This window comes from Pseudomonas sp. BN411, from assembly GCF_029871235.1.
In the GTDB taxonomy this organism is placed as follows: Bacteria; Pseudomonadota; Gammaproteobacteria; order Pseudomonadales; family Pseudomonadaceae; genus Metapseudomonas.
Genome location: NZ_SSOM01000069.1, coordinates 38,892 through 54,335, shown reverse-complemented (window position 1 = coordinate 54,335; position 15,444 = coordinate 38,892). Strand labels below are relative to the sequence as shown.

The 15,444-nt window shown below is 63.7% G+C and carries 18 protein-coding genes and 1 riboswitch; of the genes, 5 read left to right on the top strand and 13 right to left on the bottom strand.

Features of this window, described 5'->3' with window-relative positions:
* Positions 1 to 22: 22 nt before the first annotated feature.
* Positions 23 to 237: riboswitch (cobalamin riboswitch) on the bottom strand.
* Positions 238 to 497: 260 nt separating this feature from the next.
* Together E8F06_RS15950 and E8F06_RS15945 are read left to right on the top strand one after the other, a co-directional pair.
* Positions 498 to 785, top strand: a complete 288-nt coding sequence (locus tag E8F06_RS15950) for a type II toxin-antitoxin system Phd/YefM family antitoxin (RefSeq protein WP_280368957.1) — start codon at positions 498 to 500, stop codon at positions 783 to 785.
* A complete protein-coding gene (locus E8F06_RS15945) occupies positions 769 to 1,110 on the top strand; it encodes a type II toxin-antitoxin system RelE/ParE family toxin (RefSeq protein ID WP_280368955.1) in 342 nt (113 codons plus the stop codon). The genes E8F06_RS15950 and E8F06_RS15945 overlap by 17 nt, the downstream gene beginning before the upstream one ends.
* A 96-nt stretch (positions 1,111 to 1,206) precedes the next feature.
* Here the strand turns inward: E8F06_RS15945 and E8F06_RS15940 are convergent, their stop codons facing one another.
* From E8F06_RS15940 to ttcA, 8 genes are all read right to left on the bottom strand, one after another.
* Positions 1,207 to 1,953, bottom strand: coding sequence for an NAD-dependent deacylase (locus E8F06_RS15940; protein ID WP_280368953.1), 747 nt, complete (start codon positions 1,951 to 1,953; stop codon positions 1,207 to 1,209).
* Complete coding sequence (locus E8F06_RS15935; RefSeq protein WP_280368951.1) at positions 1,954 to 2,274, bottom strand: hypothetical protein; 321 nt, start codon at positions 2,272 to 2,274, stop codon at positions 1,954 to 1,956.
* Between the two features lie 5 nt (positions 2,275 to 2,279).
* Complete coding sequence (locus tag E8F06_RS15930) at positions 2,280 to 2,930, bottom strand: O-methyltransferase (RefSeq protein ID WP_280368949.1); 651 nt, start codon at positions 2,928 to 2,930, stop codon at positions 2,280 to 2,282.
* A 7-nt stretch (positions 2,931 to 2,937) separates the two neighbouring features.
* Positions 2,938 to 3,462 (bottom strand): C40 family peptidase, encoded by a 525-nt coding sequence (locus tag E8F06_RS15925; protein WP_280368946.1) that lies wholly within the window; start codon positions 3,460 to 3,462, stop codon positions 2,938 to 2,940.
* A 143-nt stretch (positions 3,463 to 3,605) separates the two neighbouring features.
* Positions 3,606 to 4,226 (bottom strand): C40 family peptidase, encoded by a 621-nt coding sequence (locus E8F06_RS15920; RefSeq protein WP_280368943.1) that lies wholly within the window; start codon positions 4,224 to 4,226, stop codon positions 3,606 to 3,608.
* Positions 4,227 to 4,295: 69 nt separating this feature from the next.
* Positions 4,296 to 5,060 carry an NAD-dependent deacylase gene (locus tag E8F06_RS15915; RefSeq protein WP_280368941.1) on the bottom strand — a complete coding sequence of 255 codons (765 nt, stop codon included), beginning with the start codon at positions 5,058 to 5,060 and terminating at the stop codon, positions 4,296 to 4,298.
* A gap of 42 nt (positions 5,061 to 5,102) precedes the next feature.
* Positions 5,103 to 5,774, bottom strand: coding sequence for a DNA-3-methyladenine glycosylase I (locus E8F06_RS15910; protein ID WP_280368939.1), 672 nt, complete (start codon positions 5,772 to 5,774; stop codon positions 5,103 to 5,105).
* 89 nt (positions 5,775 to 5,863) lie between these two features.
* Entirely contained in the window at positions 5,864 to 6,688 is an 825-nt protein-coding gene (ttcA, locus tag E8F06_RS15905; protein ID WP_280368937.1) for a tRNA 2-thiocytidine(32) synthetase TtcA, read from the bottom strand.
* A 100-nt stretch (positions 6,689 to 6,788) separates the two neighbouring features.
* Between ttcA and E8F06_RS15900 the strand changes: the two genes are divergently transcribed.
* The 3 genes from E8F06_RS15900 to E8F06_RS15890 all read left to right on the top strand — a co-directional run bounded on the left by E8F06_RS15900 (position 6,789) and on the right by E8F06_RS15890 (position 8,761).
* A complete protein-coding gene (locus E8F06_RS15900; RefSeq protein ID WP_280368936.1) occupies positions 6,789 to 7,388 on the top strand; it encodes a DNA-J related domain-containing protein in 600 nt (199 codons plus the stop codon).
* Positions 7,389 to 7,543: 155 nt separating this feature from the next.
* Complete coding sequence (locus E8F06_RS15895) at positions 7,544 to 8,143, top strand: Yip1 family protein (RefSeq protein ID WP_280368934.1); 600 nt, start codon at positions 7,544 to 7,546, stop codon at positions 8,141 to 8,143.
* Between the two features lie 126 nt (positions 8,144 to 8,269).
* Entirely contained in the window at positions 8,270 to 8,761 is a 492-nt protein-coding gene (locus E8F06_RS15890) for a SprT family zinc-dependent metalloprotease (RefSeq protein ID WP_280368932.1), read from the top strand.
* Positions 8,762 to 8,923: 162 nt separating this feature from the next.
* On the opposite strand, the gene E8F06_RS15885 is transcribed toward E8F06_RS15890, so the two are convergent.
* The 5 genes from E8F06_RS15885 to E8F06_RS15865 all read right to left on the bottom strand — a co-directional run bounded on the left by E8F06_RS15885 (position 8,924) and on the right by E8F06_RS15865 (position 15,413).
* Positions 8,924 to 10,105, bottom strand: a complete 1,182-nt coding sequence (locus tag E8F06_RS15885; RefSeq protein ID WP_280368929.1) for a CaiB/BaiF CoA-transferase family protein — start codon at positions 10,103 to 10,105, stop codon at positions 8,924 to 8,926.
* 29 nt (positions 10,106 to 10,134) lie between these two features.
* Positions 10,135 to 11,778, bottom strand: a complete 1,644-nt coding sequence (locus tag E8F06_RS15880; RefSeq protein WP_280368927.1) for an AMP-binding protein — start codon at positions 11,776 to 11,778, stop codon at positions 10,135 to 10,137.
* Positions 11,779 to 11,830: 52 nt separating this feature from the next.
* Complete coding sequence (locus E8F06_RS15875; RefSeq protein WP_280368924.1) at positions 11,831 to 12,661, bottom strand: amidohydrolase family protein; 831 nt, start codon at positions 12,659 to 12,661, stop codon at positions 11,831 to 11,833.
* A 78-nt stretch (positions 12,662 to 12,739) separates the two neighbouring features.
* Positions 12,740 to 13,879 carry an acyl-CoA dehydrogenase family protein gene (locus E8F06_RS15870; RefSeq protein WP_280368922.1) on the bottom strand — a complete coding sequence of 380 codons (1,140 nt, stop codon included), beginning with the start codon at positions 13,877 to 13,879 and terminating at the stop codon, positions 12,740 to 12,742.
* A gap of 238 nt (positions 13,880 to 14,117) precedes the next feature.
* The gene (locus E8F06_RS15865; RefSeq protein ID WP_280368921.1) at positions 14,118 to 15,413 is read right to left on the bottom strand and encodes a dicarboxylate/amino acid:cation symporter; all 1,296 of its coding nucleotides are present in this window, start codon (positions 15,411 to 15,413) and stop codon (positions 14,118 to 14,120) included.
* Between the last annotated feature and the right edge of the window lie 31 nt (positions 15,414 to 15,444).

The following is a 15,444-nucleotide window of genomic DNA, read 5'->3' as shown; positions in this document are numbered from 1 at the left end:
TACTGCATGCGGAACAATCCGCGATGCCCTTTGTGCGACAGGCCGGTCTCCGGGCTTGCGAGTGGAGCGATGTGCTCCTGTGCCGCGCCTTCCCATGCTGGAGCACAGTGGCCGATTGCGGCATTCGACTCGCCTACCGTTGCGGGGGCAGCGCCGGAATCTTCGTAGGAATGGACCGGCTTCCCTGTTTCACCCCTTCGGCACGAGCCAAGGGGCACCTGAGGCAGCGGCGAAGGTTAGAGGGTGCGCGGGGTAGCGTCAAATCGGACAGGGCGTACGGCAGGTCAGGCAATTTCCCAACGAATCGATCGTAGGGTGGAAGTCGCCTTTCACTTCCACCAGCGCTACGGCGCGGCATTCAATTCAACTGGCAATTTCGGCCCGAACTTCCAATTGATGAAAGTCTGAATTCAGACTATAAACGGACCGATCGATTCACACTCTTTGGGGCGCTTCATCCCGCCGGGATGCGACGTCCTCAGCACCTGGGAGATGCCATGAAAATCCAGACCATCAGCTATCTGAAGCAGCATGCTGCCTCGCTGGACCTCAGCGAGCCCATGGTGATCACCCAGAATGGCGTACCGGCCTATGTGGTCGAGTCCTACGCCGAGCGCCAACGCCGTGACGAAGCGTTAGCGCTGATCAAATTGCTGTCCTTCGCCGACCGCGATGTGGCAGAAGACCGCTTGATCTCGGGTGACACCCTGCTGGAACGACTCAAGCAGCGCAGCCCTGCTGCTCAGGAAACGCCGGGAGCCGCCCAGGATGAGCAAAACGATTGAGATCGCCTACGCCTCGACAGCCGAGGAAAGCCTGATCGCCCAGATTCACCACCTCACGCCCTACCATGGACCCGAAGAAGCCCAGTTGCGACTGATCCAGCTGGTCAGGAGTGCCGAAAAACGCCTGAAGTCACACCCGATTGCCGCGCCAATATGCGAGCAGGCCGCTCTCCTCGGCATTCGCCATTATCGAGAACTGCATATCGGCGAATACCGCATCCTCTATCGCTACCTTGAGCCCGAGGCACGAGTCGTAGTGGCACTGTTCCTGCGCCAGAAGCAGAGCATCGAGGAACAGCTCGTCAACTATTGCCTGATGCGTTGAAGTCGAGCGTCAAGCGAATCTCAGGTGCAGGCGCTCCGCCAGTGCGCAGCGAAATCCAACGCTCCGATGATGGGTTTCGCTTCGCTCTACCGCATCCTACATCTGCGAACCAGCCCAGGCGGTTGCCAATAGCGCCGCCATCACCTCCCCCGCCGCACCTTGCAGGCAAAGGTCGGCACGCGCGCTGAGGGGCGTGGGCTGCGGGTTGATTTCCACCAGATAGGCGCCGTGGCGTTTGGCCAGGAATGGCAGCTCTGCCGCCGGGTAAACCAGGCTGGAGGTGCCGATGCTGAGGAACAGGTCGGCGTCCTGGCTGGCCTCGGCAGCTGCCTCCAGCACGGCTTCAGGCAGGCTCTCGCCGAACCAGACCACTGCCGGGCGCAGCAGGCCACCGCATTCGCAGCGCGGGATGGTGCGGACATCCTCTGGCCAGTCGCCGCCGTCGCGACGGCATTTGAAGCATTTCAGACGATGGATATTGCCGTGCAGTTCCAAGGGCGCGGTGCTGCCGGCGCGCTGGTGGAGACCGTCGACGTTCTGGGTGATCAGGGTGACCTTCGACAGCCGCTGTTCCAGTGCAGCGATAGCCAGGTGCGCCGGGTTGGGCTGTACCGCCAGGCAGCGCTCACGGCGCCAGGCGTACCAGTCCCAGACCGTCTGCGGATCGGCCCGGAACCCCTCGGGGCTGGCCAGTTCCTCGGGGCGGTATTTCGCCCAGAGGCCGGTCTGGGCGTCACGGAAGGTCGGGATTCCGCTCTCCGCGGAAACGCCGGCGCCGGTGAAGATCACCAGATGGCGGGTATTCCGTAGGCGGGAGACAAGGTCGTCGGGGATGCGTGTCATTCAGTGCCTCGGGGTGAAGCCCGCCGGCTTGCCCGCCAGCCAGTCGACGAAGGTGCGCAGGCGCTCGTCACCCAGCAGGGCGTCGCGGTTGTTGTAGGTCAGGGCCAGTTCCTTCTCGCTGAACAGCTTGTGGATCTGGTTATGGCAGGGACGGCAGACCCAGAGGGTGGCGGTGATGCGCTCGCTCTTGCCGAAGCGCTTCTGCACATAGGGCTTGTCGTGCAGCGCCTTGGGGATCAGGTGATGGCGGGTCAGCGTCGATGCGCGGCCACAGAGTTCGCAGGCATCAGGCTGGGGCGGAAGGCGGATCGGCTCGGGCATGCCCTTCAGCGCTTGCGGCAGAGGGTCAGGCCATCACCCACCGGCAACATCGAGAGGTCGACGCGCTGATCGTTCTTCAGGGCCAGATTGAGCGCCTGGATGGCGCGGGTGTCGGGGTCATCCGGCTGTCTTTCCAGAACCCGACCGCTCCACAGCACGTTGTCGAACAGGATCAGGCCGCCTGTGCGCGTCAGGCGCAGGGCTTCTTCCAGATAGGCCGGGTAATTGGCCTTGTCGGCGTCGATGAAGATCAGGTCGAAACTGCCGTCTTGCAGACCCGCGAGAGTGTCCAGCGCGGGGGCGAGGCGCAGCTCGATGCGTCCGGCAAGGCCAGCGTCCTGCCAATAACGACGGGCGACGGCGTTGTAGTCGCCGGGCAGGTCACAGCAGATCATTTGCCCATCGTCAGGCAGCTCGGCGGCCATGCACAGGGCGCTGTAGCCGGTGAAGGTGCCCACCTCGAGGATGCGCCGAGCGCCGGTGAGCTTGACCAGCATGGCCATGAACTGACCCTGCTCCGGCGCGATCTGCCAGCGGGCCATGGGCAGTGCCGCCGTTTCAGCGCGCAGACGTTCGAGGAGGGGCGACTCCCGCAGCGAAACCTTGAGGAGATAGCCGTAGAGGGCGTCGTCCAGGTTCAGCGTGCGGTTGGTCATGGATGCCTCAGTGGGATTGCGCCAGGCGTGGATCGAAGATTACGCGCTTGGCGCTGAGATAGCTTCGTTGCCAGTAGCTGTTCGACAGACTGTCGAGTCGCACCGTTCCGCCGGTGCGTGGCGCATGGACGAAGCGCCCTTCGCCCACATAAATACCGGCGTGGCTGACCTGGCCGCCGCCATTGGTGGCGAAGAACACCAGATCGCCGCTTTGCAGGGCATTGATGCCAATGCTGGGGGCGCGCATGGAAATCAGTTCGCGGGTGGAGCGCGGCAGGCTGATGCCCGCGGCGTCGCGGTAGACGTAGCCGATGAGGCCACTGCAGTCGAAACCGCTGTCCGGGGTGTTACCGCCCCAGCGATAGGGCGTGCCTACCAGGCCGAGAGCGCGGAACAACACGTCTTCGGCGGCCGGCGAGAACTGCTGGACGGGGGTGGTGACGACAGGAGGGGAAGGCGGCGGCGCCTTGCTCGCACAAGCGGTGAGCAGCGAGGCCAGGGCAAGAATGGCAAGGCGGTCCGGTGCGAGCATGGCAAGTCAGTCCTGACTTGAAGAATGCTCGCTAATTTGCTGATCTCACAGTGATATTGCAAGAGGTAGCTGTGCGATTGTGCACAAAAAAGCCGAGGCGACCATGAAGGCCGCCTCGGCTTGTCGTCTCGAACCCGGCTGGATCAGCGATGCAGCGGGTGGCGAGTCGCGGTGTTCATGGCCAGGACGCGCTTGGCTTCCATGTAGCTGGCCTTCCAGTAGCGGTCGTCGAGGCTATCGACGCGCACGCCGCCGCTGCGGCTGCTGCTGGAGTGAATGAACTGGTCGTCGCCGATATAGATGCCGGCGTGGCTGACGCGGCCACGGCCACGGTTGTTGAAGAACACGATATCGCCCGGCTGCAGCTCGTTGCGGGCGATCACCGGGGCATCCAGGTTGATCATCTCGCGAGTGGAGCGCGGCAGCTGGATACCGGCTTCTTCCTTGAACAGGTAACCCACGAAGCCACTGCAGTCGAAGCCGGTCTTCAGGGAACGGCCACCGAAGCGGTAGGGCGTGCCCACCAGCTCGAAACCGCGCTCCAGCAAGCCATCCGACAGGGACGGCATCTGGTACGGCTCGTCATCGGTGAGGTTCGCCAGGTCCAGGGCAGTGGGTTCACGATCCGCCAGCAGCGAATCGGGAGCGCCATCGGCTACGGGAGCCGCAGTCTGGAACTGGGGTTGCTGCTGCACGTTGTTTGCGCAAGCGGCGAGAAACAGGGCGAAGGTAAGAGGCACGAGGGGTGCGAAGCGCTTCAGCATGGGCACGACCGTGTCGGACAGTTTTTGATGAAGGCGCAACTATGCCCTCTATCAAACTCATTTGCAAATTTAATCGCCCGAAATGTGACTTAGGAGTCCCTGCAAAACTTCTAAGGCCTTTCCTCTGAGGTGTACATCGACGACGGGGCTGAGGTCGGTGAGCGCCGGATTGATTTCCACAGTGAAACCGCCTGCGTGGCGGGTGCGGATGACGGGCTCGATGATGTAAGGAAAGCTCGCCGTGGTTCCCACCGAGATCACCGCATCGAATCCCTTGCGTAGCTCGGCGTAGAGGCTGTCGATGGCCTGCTCAGGGAGCATTTCTTCGAACAGCACCACGGGTGGGCGGAGAATACCACCACACTCATGACATTTGGGAGGCATTTCCCCTGCCAGATGTCGGGCAAGGTCAGAACTTTCCGCCCCGCAGGATTGGCAGAACAGCGGTGACAGTTCGCCATGGATCTCGATCAACCGCTCCGGCGGCGAGCCCGCCTGGCGGTGGTAGCCGTCGATGTTCTGGGTCAGCACCCAGCACTCCGGCTTGAGCTGTTGCAGCTGTGCGATAGCTTCGTGACCGGCGTTCGGCCGGGCACTGAGGCAGGCGCGGCCAAGCTGGGCGAGGTATTTCCAGCAAAGCGCCGGATTGCGCCGCAGCATAGGGCCGGAAAGCGCTTCCTCTATAGGCAGGCCCTCTTCCGTCACACCGTTGTAGAGACCGCCCAGCCCCCGGTAGGTGGGCAGCCCCGAGTCGGCCGACAGACCGGCCCCGGTGATCACCAGGATTCGCTCAGCCGCCTTGATGGCTGCCGCCACACGCTGGATATCCGACATGCTTCCCTCCTCCGCCCGCCGGCATCAGGTGCCAGTTGTGGCTCAGTGATTGACGGTGTGCGCCAGCATCAAGGAAAGCTGGCAGAGCGGGCGGCCGCTCTCCGCTTGCCACTGATTGAAGGCGGCCTGCACTTGGGCCAGGTCTTTCTGGCTGGTGGGTGCCTTGTCGATGATGTCCTGGGCCTTGAGGGCCGCGACCATGTCATCGGTAGGGATGAAGGTGTCCTTGCCGACCATGCGCAGGAAGCGCGGCGCCGACAATCCGCCCAGCTGGTTGCCATGCTTGGCCAGGTATTTCCACAGGCCGACGATGTCGGTCGCCGGCCAGTCGGCGATCAAGGCACCGAAGCCGCCCTTCTCCCGCGCCACATCCAGCACGAACTGGGCATTGCGCGGCACGCTCTTGAGCTTGCCCAAGTGGCGGATCAGGCGCGTGTCCTGCATCAGCCGCTCCAGGTGCTCGGCCCCCATCAGCACCACCTTCTGCGGGTCGAAGCCGAAGAACGCCTCCTCGAAGGCCGGCCACTTGGCATCAACCAGGCTGTGCTTGAGGCCCGCACGAAACACCCGCAACGCTATCAGCGACAGGTAGCGGTCATCACTGAACGCCCGCAGCTCGGCATCACTGCGCGGCTGCGGCAGGCGCGCTTCCAGGGCCTCGGCCGAGCCAAAGCGGTTCAGGCAATACTCATGGAGCCAGCGGTAATCGCGCATGGAGTGTCCTTTCGATGCGGAACGATTCCCTGTAGGAGCCAGCTTGCTGGCGAACCTTCGCGAGCAAGCTCGCTCCTACATGGGCACGGTCAGATGTTGACGACGTCCAGGGTGCGCGGCGCCGCGGTTTCGTCGATGCGCAGATTGACGAAGTCGAACAGGTTGCGATCCGCCAGCTGCGACGGCACCACGTTCTGCAGGGCGCGGAACATGATCTCGGTGCGGCCCGGCGACTTGCGTTCCCAGTCGTTGAGCATTTCCTTGACCACCTGGCGCTGCAGGTTCTCCTGGGAACCGCAGAGGTTGCACGGGATGATCGGGAACTCCTTGAGAATGGAGTAGGCCTCGATGTCGGCCTCGTTGCAGTAGGCCAGCGGGCGGATCACCACGTTGCGACCGTCGTCCGCGCGCAGCTTCGGCGGCATGGCCTTGAGGGTGCCGCCGTAGAACATATTGAGGAAGAAGGTTTCCAGGATGTCGTCGCGGTGGTGACCCAGGGCCATCTTGGTCGCGCCGATCTCGTCCGCGTAGGTGTAGAGCGTGCCACGGCGCAGGCGCGAGCAGAGCGAGCAGGTGGTCTTGCCTTCCGGGATCTTCTCCTTCACCACCGAGTAGGTGTCCTTCTCGATGATGTGGTACTGCACGCCGATGGATTCCAGGTAGGCCGGCAGAACGTGCTCGGGGAAGCCGGGCTGCTTCTGGTCCATGTTCACGGCCACGATCTCGAACTTGATCGGCGCGACCTTCTGCAGGTACAGCAGCACGTCCAGCATGGTGTAGCTGTCCTTGCCGCCGGACAGGCAGACCATGACCTTGTCGCCATCCTCGATCATGTTGAAGTCGGCGATGGCTTCGCCGGCCAGGCGGCGGATGCGTTTCTGCAGTTTGTTCTGGTTGACCGAAAGGGTGCCCATGGTGCTCTGAAATCCGGGGGAGATGCGAAAAGCTGGCTATTTTACGCACAAAGCGGGCGCGGCCCCAGCCCCATCGACGGGCCGTGCTAGGCTTGCGCCGATGAACAGCGACCTCGACCCGTCTCTCGACCTCAGCGACCAGCTCCTCGAACTCTTGCGCGGGGCCCCCGAAGGCCTGAGCGAGCATCAGCTGATCCTGGCCCTCAAGGCCCGCCACTCCACTCACATCCCCCATCTGGAACTCACCGACAAGCTGGTGCTGTTCCGCACCCACTTCCTGGTGTTCAACGCCCTCTATCATCTTCGCGACCGTCTGAACGGCTCGGGCGACGCCCAGCTCTCCATCAGCCCGCTGTGCGTGCAGCTGCTGCCCTACGCGCCCGGCACGGCAGCGGCCCTCAGCGAACTTGACCCGCTGCGCGACTACTACCTGGACCTGAAGAATCTGCGGGACACCACAGAGGAAGACGTGGAACGGCTGCTGGCCAGCTTCTGGACGCGCATGCAGGGCAGCGAGGAAAAGCTCGCGGCGCTGGAGCTGTTTGGCCTGCACAACGGCAGCCAGCCCCTCAGCCTGGCCGTGATCAAGCAGCGCTACCGCCAACTGGTGAGCCAGCATCACCCCGACCGGGGCGGCAGCACATCGCGCCTGCAATCGATCAACAAGGCCATGGAAATACTTCAACGCTATTACAGCTGACGCCGAATCTTCGATTCGCTCTAAGGCGACGCCGGATGACCTGCCTATACTGCGACATAAGGTCGCATAAGTCGGTCGGGTACCGGTCGGCGCTGTCCACGCGCTGCCGGCGCTTCGCTGGGGGGCGACCTCATAATAATGAGGAGGTGTTCAGCATGATTCACCACGTTTGGGGGCTCTTCACCCATCCCGATCAAGAGTGGCAAGAGATCCGTGGCGAAGACGAAAGCGTCGGCCACATGTACCTCACCCACGTCCTGATCCTTGCTGCAATTCCCGTAATTTCCGCCTATATCGGCACAACCCAGGTCGGCTGGGTACTGGGCAAGGGCGATCCCGTGATGCTCACCCAGGCCAGCGCGATGCAGATGTCCATCATGTCGTACCTGGCGATGCTGGCCGGCGTGGCGGTGATGGGCGCGTTCATCCACTGGATGGCGCGCACCTACGACGCCAACCCAAGCATCACCGAGTGCATCGTCTTTGCCGCCTACTGCGCGACCCCGCTGTTCATCGGCGGCCTCGCGGCGCTCTACCCGCACCTCTGGTTCGGCGCAACGGTGGGCACCCTGGCCATCTGCTACACGGTCTACCTGCTCTACGTGGGCATACCGACGTTCATGAATATTCCGAAGGACGAAGGCTTCCTGTTCTCCAGCTCGGTGCTGGCGGTGGGCCTGGTAGTGCTGGTGGCGATGATCGCCTCCGCCGTGATCCTCTGGGGCTTCGGCCTGGGTCCGGTGTACACCAGCTGACGACATCCGCTGACAGAAAGGCCGCCTGGGGGCGGCCTTTTCTTTTGGCCGGGAATGACCGCTCGGCGCCATCAACTTCGGCAGCATCCGGCTTTACGGCATAATTCCGCGCCAACGGAGTGCCCTATGCCCGAGCAGCTACTTGCCCGCGTCGAGGCCTGTTATCAACAGGCCGAAGCCTTTTTCAAATGCCGGTTCACCCGCCCCGAAGTGAGTTTCAAGCTGCGCGGGCAGAAGGCCGGCGTCGCCCATCTGGACGAAAACAAGCTGCGCTTCAATCCGCAGCTCTACCGCGAAAACCAGGAAGACTTCCTGCGCCAGACCGTGGCCCACGAGGTGGCGCACCTGGTCGCCCACCAATTGTTCGGCCCACGCATCCAGCCCCATGGCGAGGAATGGCAGCTGATCATGCGCGGGGTCTACGAACTGCCGCCCAATCGCTGCCACACCTATGAAGTGAACCGGCGCAAGGTGACGCGCTACCTCTATCGCTGCGCGTGCCCTGACGGCCACCCCTTCTCCGCCCAGCGCCACGCCCTGGTGGCGCGCGGCCGGCGCTATTACTGCCGGCGTTGCCGGGTGACGCTGGTGTTCAGCGGGGAACAGAGCCAGGTCTAAACCCCAATGGGTCTGCTCTTGTAGGGTGGGCTTCAGCCCACGGTGACCCTGGTGGTGGGCTGAAGCCCACCCTACGGCTGCTACCAATCTCGCTGGGCAGGCCTTCGGCCTGCTTTAGCGAATGAATTCGCCCCCACAAGGTGTCCCACAAACCCGAGCGCCCTACCCCACCACCTTCGCCGCTTTCAGCGCCTCGATCTGCTCAGCGTTGAACCCGAGCCCGGCCAGTACTTCATCTGTGTGGGAACCCACGGGCCCACCAGCATGGCGCGGCGCAGGCAGGCCGGCGGAGAACTTGATCGGGCAGGCGATCTGCTTCTGCGGCGGTAGGCCGTCGCGCGGCACCTCCACCACCAGGTCGCGAGCCTTGATCTGCGGATGCTCCACCGCTTCGGACAACGGCAGCATGGGCTCCACGCAGGCATCCAGGGCGGCGAAGATCTCCACCCACTCGGCGAAGTCGCGTTTTTCGAACTCGATTTCGATAGCGAGTTTCAGCTCGCGCTGGTCCTCGGGCTTCGGCGACAGCCCCTTGGCCGCCAGCTCGGGACGGCCGATGGCGGCACAGAACTGCTGCATGAACTGCGGCTCCAGGCTGCCCACCGAGAACCAACGGCCGTCGCGGGTGCGGTAGTAGTCGTAGAAGCTGCCACCGTTCAGGGCCTGGTTTTCCATGTCCGGCTCCACGCCCGCACCGAGATAGCCGGCGCCAGCCATACCGTGCAGGGCAAAGGCGCAGTCGGTCATGCTGATGTCCACGTGCTGCCCCTCCCCCGTCGCCTGGCGATGGATCACCGCCGCCAGCAGGCCCATCACCCCGTGCAGGGAGCCGCCGCCGATGTCCGCCAGTTGTACCCCCAGGGGCAGCGGCCCGCTGTCACGGCGACCGGTGTAGGAAGCGATGCCGGCCAGCGCCAGGTAGTTGATGTCGTGCCCGGCGCGATCCCGATAGGGGCCGCTCTGGCCATAGCCGGTGATGGAAACGTAGATCAGCTTCGGATTGACCGCCTTCAGCGCCTCATAGCCCAGTCCCAGGCGCTCCATCACGCCGGGGCGGAATTGTTCGAGGACGATGTCGTAGTCGCGCACCAGTTGCTTGACCAGCTCCACCGCGTCCGGCTGTTTCAGGTCCAGGGCGATGCTGCGCTTGTTGCGGTTGAGGTAGGCGTGGCTGGTGGATTGGCCGCCATCGTGGGGCGGTAGCACGCGCACCAGGTCCATGCGCGTGGGCGACTCCACCCGCAGCACATCGGCGCCCATGTCGGCTAGCAGCAATGAGGCGAACGGCCCCGGCAGCAGAGTGGAGAAATCGAGGACTTTCAGCGAGGACAACGGGCCTTTCATGGCAACTCCTGATGCGTGTGTTCGAGCGGTCATTCCCAATGCAGCGCCTGGCGCGCATCAAGTCGGTCGACCGCCGGGGCGTAACGGGCTTCCAGCACGTTGCGGCGAATCTTCATGGTGGGGGTCATGCAGCCGTTATCTACCGTCCAGGGCTCGCGCACCAGCAGCAGATGACTGACGCGTTCATGGGGCAGCAGCCGGTCGTTGAGTTGTGCGAGGGTAGCCAGCAGGTCCGCCTCCACCTGGGCGCGGGCCTGCTCGTGGGCTGCCGGGCTCAGTTCGACCAGCGCCAGCGGCTGGTCCAGGCCGCTGCCCATCAGGCACACCTGCTCCACCCAGAGGCTCTTGGCAATCTCGCCTTCGATGGGCGCGGGCGCCACGTACTTGCCCTTGCTGGTCTTGAAGATGTCTTTCACCCGGCCGGTGATGCGCAGGTAACCATCAGCATCGATCTGCCCGTTGTCACCGGTGCGCAGCCAACCATCGCGTAGGGTTTCCGCGCTCTTTTCCGGTTCCAGGTAATAGCCAGTCATGAGCGAGGGGCTGCGGTAGAGGATTTCACCGTCGTCGGCGATGCGCAGTTCGTTGTCCGGCATCACCCGTCCCACCGTGCCGAAACGCACCTGCCCCGGCCGGTTGAAGTTGCCGTAGGCGAAGTTCTCGGTCATGCCATAGCCCTCGCAGATGGTCAGGCCGATGCGCTGGTACCACTCCAGCAGTGCCACGGGGATCGGCGCGGCGCCGCTCACCAGCACCAGCACCCGCGCCCGGTCCAGCCCCAGGCCACGGCGGATCTTCCAGGCCACCAGGGCGCCGAGCAGCGGAATCGCCAGCAGGCGGTCGAGCCGACGTTGGGGCAGTTTCTCCAGCACGCCCTGCTGGAAGCGCGTCCACAGGCGCGGCACCGAGAAGAACTGGGTCGGGCGGATTTCCCGCAGGTCCTCGGCGAAGGTCTCCAGGGACTCGACGAAGGCGATGCCACCGCCGCAATAGAGGCTGTTGGTGGCCACCAGGAAGCGCTCGGCGGCATGGGACAGCGGCAGATAGGAGAAGAACTGGTCTTCCTGTCCCAGCCCCGTCTCCGCCACCGAGCGGCTGGAGGCGAAGGCGAATGCCCGCGCCGTCTGCATCACGCCCTTGGGCTGGCCGGTGGTGCCGGAGGTATAGAGGATGCTGAGCAGGTCGTCGGGGCGCTGTTCGTGTCCCTCGCGCAGCGGCGCGTAGCAGGCCAGCAGTTCGCCCCAGGCATGGTCGGCGCGCAAGGTCGGATAGGGCATGGCGATGCGTACCACCTCGGCGGGAATGCCCGGCTCGAGACTCTCGGCATTATCCAGCTTGCCAAGGATGATCACCTTGCACGCCGAATGGCGCAGCACATAGTCGATGCTGTCCGCCGATTGCAGCGGATAGAGCGGCACGCTGACCAACCCGGCGAGCATGATCGCCATGTCGCTCAGGATCCACTCGGCGCAGTTCTTCGCCAGGATCGCCACCCGGTCGCCCGGCTCACAGCCCAACGCGCGCAGTGCACTGGCCAGGCGCCGGGCCCGGTCGTCGGCCTCACGCCAGGTGATCGGGTGCCAGCTCCGCTCCACCGGCTGGCGCAGCCAGACGCGGTCCGGCGTGGTCGCCACCCAATGGGCAAAACAGTGCAACGGCAGTTGCTCGCTCATCCTTCAGCCCTCTTGTTCTTGTTGTCGGCTCAATCTCCGATGGCCCGTCACTCTAGAGCTTGAACACCCTCCGCGCATTGGCCTGGAGAAACTTATCCCGCACCTCGTCCAGCAACCCCAGTTCGGCCACCTGCTCCATGCAGCGGGATAGCGACAACTGGGGGAAGTTGCTGCCAAACAGCACTTTGTCCTGGCCGTAGGTCTTCATGTACTGCAGCAGGGCCTGCGGGTAGTAGCGCGGCAGGTAGGCGGAGGTGTCGATATAGATGTTGTCGTGCTTCCAGGCGACCCCAATCATCTCCTCGGTCCAGGGGTGGCCGATGTGGCCGGCGACGATGCGCAGCTCGGGGAAATCCAGCGCCACTTCATCCAGGTAGGGCACAGGCCTACCGGTTTCCGAAGGCATCAGCGGGCCGGTGTGGCCGACCTGGGTGCAGAAGGGAATGTCCAGCTCGATGCACTTCGCATAGAGCGGGTAGTAGAGCCGGTGGTTGGGCGGCAGCTTCCATAGCCAGGGCACCACCCGCAGCGCCTTGAAGCCCAGTTCGTTGACGGCTCGGTCCAGCTCGCGCAAGGCGGCCATGGGTTTGCTCATGTCCACCGCGGCAACGCCGACGAAGCGGTCCGGGAAGGCACGCGTGTACTCGGCCACCTCGTCGTTAGTGCTGACCCAGCGCTCCGGCCGGCACCAGGCGCTGACCATCAGCTTGTCGATGCCGGCGCGGTCCATCTCGGCCACGGTTTCTTCCGGGCTCAGGCCCTTGTCGAGCAGCGCTGTGGTCCCGGACTTCTCGAACAGCCGCACCGCCTCGGGTATCAGCTCGCGGGTGCGACCGGTGGCCAACTGGGCCCAGGCATCGATGGCGCCTTGTGCTTGAGTCATGACGATTGCCTCAATGGAGTCAGTCGAAGGTGCGCACGGCACACCCACAGGTAGGGTGCGCCATGCGCACCGCTTGCCTCAGAGCTTCATCCCGCGGCTGATGATCTCTTTCATGATTTCCGAGGTGCCGGCGAAGATGCGCTGGATACGCGCGTTCGCGTACATCTTGCAGATGGGGTATTCCCACATGTAGCCCCAACCGCCATGCAGCTGCACGCCCTCGTCCACCACCTTGCACAGCAACTCGGTGGTGAACAGCTTGGCCTCTGCCGCCACTTCCGGGGTGAGCTTCTTCTGGTTGTGGTCCATCACGCAGCGGTCGGTGAACACCTGGGCAACGTCGATCTGGGTGCGCATCTCGGCGAGCTTGAAACGGGTGTTCTGGAAGTGCGCCACGGGCCGGTCGAAGGCCTTGCGCTCCTTCACGTAGTCGATGGTGGTGAGCAGCGCGGCCTCGGCGCCGGCCACCGCACCGCAGGCGTTGGTCAAGCGCTCCTGGGCGAGCATGTTCATCAGGTAGAAGAAGCCGCCCTTGGCATCGCCCAGCAGGTTCTCCTTCGGCACCTTGACGTTGTTGAAGAACAGCTCGGCGGTGTCCTGACTCTTCATGCCCAGCTTCTTCAGGTTGCGGCCGCGCTCGAAGCCTTCCATGCCCCGCTCCACCAGGAACAGGCCCATGGCGTGCTTGTTCGCCGGGTCGGTCTTGGCGGCGACGATCACTACGTCCGCCAGCAGACCGTTGGAGATGAACACCTTGGAGCCGTTGAGCAGGAAGTGGTCGCCCTTATCCACAGCGGTGGTGCGCATGCCGGCCAGGTCGGAACCGGCAGAGGGTTCGGTCATGGCCACGGCGAGAATGGTTTCGCCACGGATGATGCCCGGCAGGAAGCGCGCCTTCTGCTCGGCGTTGCCGTATTCGGCGATGTAGGGACCGCAAAGAGCCGAATGCAGCGGAATCATGAAACCCGGCTCGTTGATGTAGGCCAGCTCCTCGCACATGATCTGCTCGTAGCGGAAGTCCTTCAGCCCAGCGCCGCCATACTCCTCGTCCGCCCAGGGCAACAGGAAGCCCATCTCCCCCGCCTTCTGCCACACACTGCGGTCGACCACGCCGGCGGCCTCCCACTCCTCCTGATGCGGCACCACTTCCTTCTGCAGGAAGGCGCGAAAAGCGTCACGGAACAGGTTGTGCTCGGTTTCGAAATGAATGCGCTGCATGGCGTTGCCTCCCTGGGCCGAAGTCGTGCCGCAGGTTAGGCGCCAGCCGCTCGCCCCCTCAATGACGCAAGCGCTCAGTGCGAATTGACGCATTCGGCCAGGTATCCGGCGCACAACGAACCCTACAGTAAGCATCCTGCCCACGGGGACGGTTGAATCGGCAAAAAAAAGCCCGGCTACGGGGGCCGGGCTTGAGAAAGTCTCCTCACCAGGAGGAGAACGCTGTAGCAGGTGTCGATCAGGCAGCGGTCTGCGGAGCGGACGGTGCTTCGGCCTTGCCGCCGGAAGCCAGCTCACGCTGCAGGGTGTCTTCGTCCAGTTGCTTGCACCACTTGGCGACCACGATGGTGGCAACGCCGTTGCCGATCAGGTTGGTCAGGGCGCGGGCTTCGGACATGAAGCGGTCGATGCCGAGGATCAGCGCCAGGCCGGCAACCGGCAGGTGGCCGACGGCGGACAGGGTGGCGGCCAGCACGATGAATCCGGAACCAGTGACACCGGCGGCACCCTTGGAGGCGATCAGCAGCACGGCCAGCAGGGTCAGCTGGTGGGTGATGTCCATGGTGGTGTCAGTGGCCTGGGCGATGAACACCGCAGCCATGGTCAGGTAGATGGAGGTGCCGTCCAGGTTGAAGGAGTAGCCAGTGGGGATGACCAGGCCGACCACGGACTTCTTGGCACCCAGCTTTTCCATCTTGTTCAGCATGCGCGGCAGGGCCGACTCGGACGACGAGGTGCCGAGCACGATCAGCAGTTCCTCGCGGATGTACTTGATGAAGCGCAGGATGCTGAAGCCGTGGGCGCGGGCGATGCCGCCCAGGACCACCAGGATGAAGAACACGCAGGTGATGTAGAAGCACAGCATCAGTTGGCCGAGCTGCACCAGCGAACCCACGCCGTACTGGCCGATGGTGAAAGCCATGGCACCGAAGGCACCGATGGGGGCGACCTTCATGATCATGTTGATGATGCCGAACATGACCTGGGCGATGCGGTCGATGAACTCCAGTACCGGCTTGCCGTGGTCACCCATGCGTTGCAGGGCGAAGGCGAAGATCACGGAGAAGAACAGCACCTGCAGGATGTCGCCCGAGGCGAAGGCACCGACGATGGTGCTCGGGATCACGTTCAGCAGGAAGGCGATGGTGCTCTGCTGTTCGCCGGCGGCGGCGAAGGCGGCAATGCCCTTGGTGTCCAGGGTGGACGGATCGACATGCATGCCGACGCCAGGCTGGACGATGTTGACCACTACCAGGCCGATTAGCAGGGCAACAGTAGAAACGATTTCGAAATACAGCAGCGCGTAGCCGCCGGTCTTGCCCACTGCCTTCATGTCCTGCATGCCGGCGATGCCGCTGACCACGGTGCAGAAGATGATGGGCGCGATGGCCATCTTGATCAGTTTGACGAAGCCGTCACCCAGGGGTTTGAGGGCGACGCCGGTTTCCGGATAGAAGTGACCCAGCAGGATACCGATGGCGATGGCGACGATGACCTGTACGTACAGGCTCTTGTAGAACGGTTGGCGGGACATGGCAGTGTTCCTTTCAAGTGATCCCGACCTG

What these genes read in the sequence shown, in the direction of transcription:
- E8F06_RS15950 (WP_280368957.1), top strand. Translation starts at nt 498, where the DNA reads ATGAAAATCCAGACCATCAGCTATCTGAAGCAGCATGCTGCCTCGCTG.
- E8F06_RS15945 (WP_280368955.1), top strand. Translation starts at nt 769, where the DNA reads ATGAGCAAAACGATTGAGATCGCCTACGCCTCGACAGCCGAGGAAAGC.
- E8F06_RS15940 (WP_280368953.1), bottom strand. Translation starts at nt 1,953, where the DNA reads ATGACACGCATCCCCGACGACCTTGTCTCCCGCCTACGGAATACCCGC.
- E8F06_RS15935 (WP_280368951.1), bottom strand. Translation starts at nt 2,274, where the DNA reads ATGCCCGAGCCGATCCGCCTTCCGCCCCAGCCTGATGCCTGCGAACTC.
- E8F06_RS15930 (WP_280368949.1), bottom strand. Translation starts at nt 2,930, where the DNA reads ATGACCAACCGCACGCTGAACCTGGACGACGCCCTCTACGGCTATCTC.
- E8F06_RS15925 (WP_280368946.1), bottom strand. Translation starts at nt 3,462, where the DNA reads ATGCTCGCACCGGACCGCCTTGCCATTCTTGCCCTGGCCTCGCTGCTC.
- E8F06_RS15920 (WP_280368943.1), bottom strand. Translation starts at nt 4,226, where the DNA reads ATGCTGAAGCGCTTCGCACCCCTCGTGCCTCTTACCTTCGCCCTGTTT.
- E8F06_RS15915 (WP_280368941.1), bottom strand. Translation starts at nt 5,060, where the DNA reads ATGTCGGATATCCAGCGTGTGGCGGCAGCCATCAAGGCGGCTGAGCGA.
- E8F06_RS15910 (WP_280368939.1), bottom strand. Translation starts at nt 5,774, where the DNA reads ATGCGCGATTACCGCTGGCTCCATGAGTATTGCCTGAACCGCTTTGGC.
- ttcA (WP_280368937.1), bottom strand. Translation starts at nt 6,688, where the DNA reads ATGGGCACCCTTTCGGTCAACCAGAACAAACTGCAGAAACGCATCCGC.
- E8F06_RS15900 (WP_280368936.1), top strand. Translation starts at nt 6,789, where the DNA reads ATGAACAGCGACCTCGACCCGTCTCTCGACCTCAGCGACCAGCTCCTC.
- E8F06_RS15895 (WP_280368934.1), top strand. Translation starts at nt 7,544, where the DNA reads ATGATTCACCACGTTTGGGGGCTCTTCACCCATCCCGATCAAGAGTGG.
- E8F06_RS15890 (WP_280368932.1), top strand. Translation starts at nt 8,270, where the DNA reads ATGCCCGAGCAGCTACTTGCCCGCGTCGAGGCCTGTTATCAACAGGCC.
- E8F06_RS15885 (WP_280368929.1), bottom strand. Translation starts at nt 10,105, where the DNA reads ATGAAAGGCCCGTTGTCCTCGCTGAAAGTCCTCGATTTCTCCACTCTG.
- E8F06_RS15880 (WP_280368927.1), bottom strand. Translation starts at nt 11,778, where the DNA reads ATGAGCGAGCAACTGCCGTTGCACTGTTTTGCCCATTGGGTGGCGACC.
- E8F06_RS15875 (WP_280368924.1), bottom strand. Translation starts at nt 12,661, where the DNA reads ATGACTCAAGCACAAGGCGCCATCGATGCCTGGGCCCAGTTGGCCACC.
- E8F06_RS15870 (WP_280368922.1), bottom strand. Translation starts at nt 13,879, where the DNA reads ATGCAGCGCATTCATTTCGAAACCGAGCACAACCTGTTCCGTGACGCT.
- E8F06_RS15865 (WP_280368921.1), bottom strand. Translation starts at nt 15,413, where the DNA reads ATGTCCCGCCAACCGTTCTACAAGAGCCTGTACGTACAGGTCATCGTC.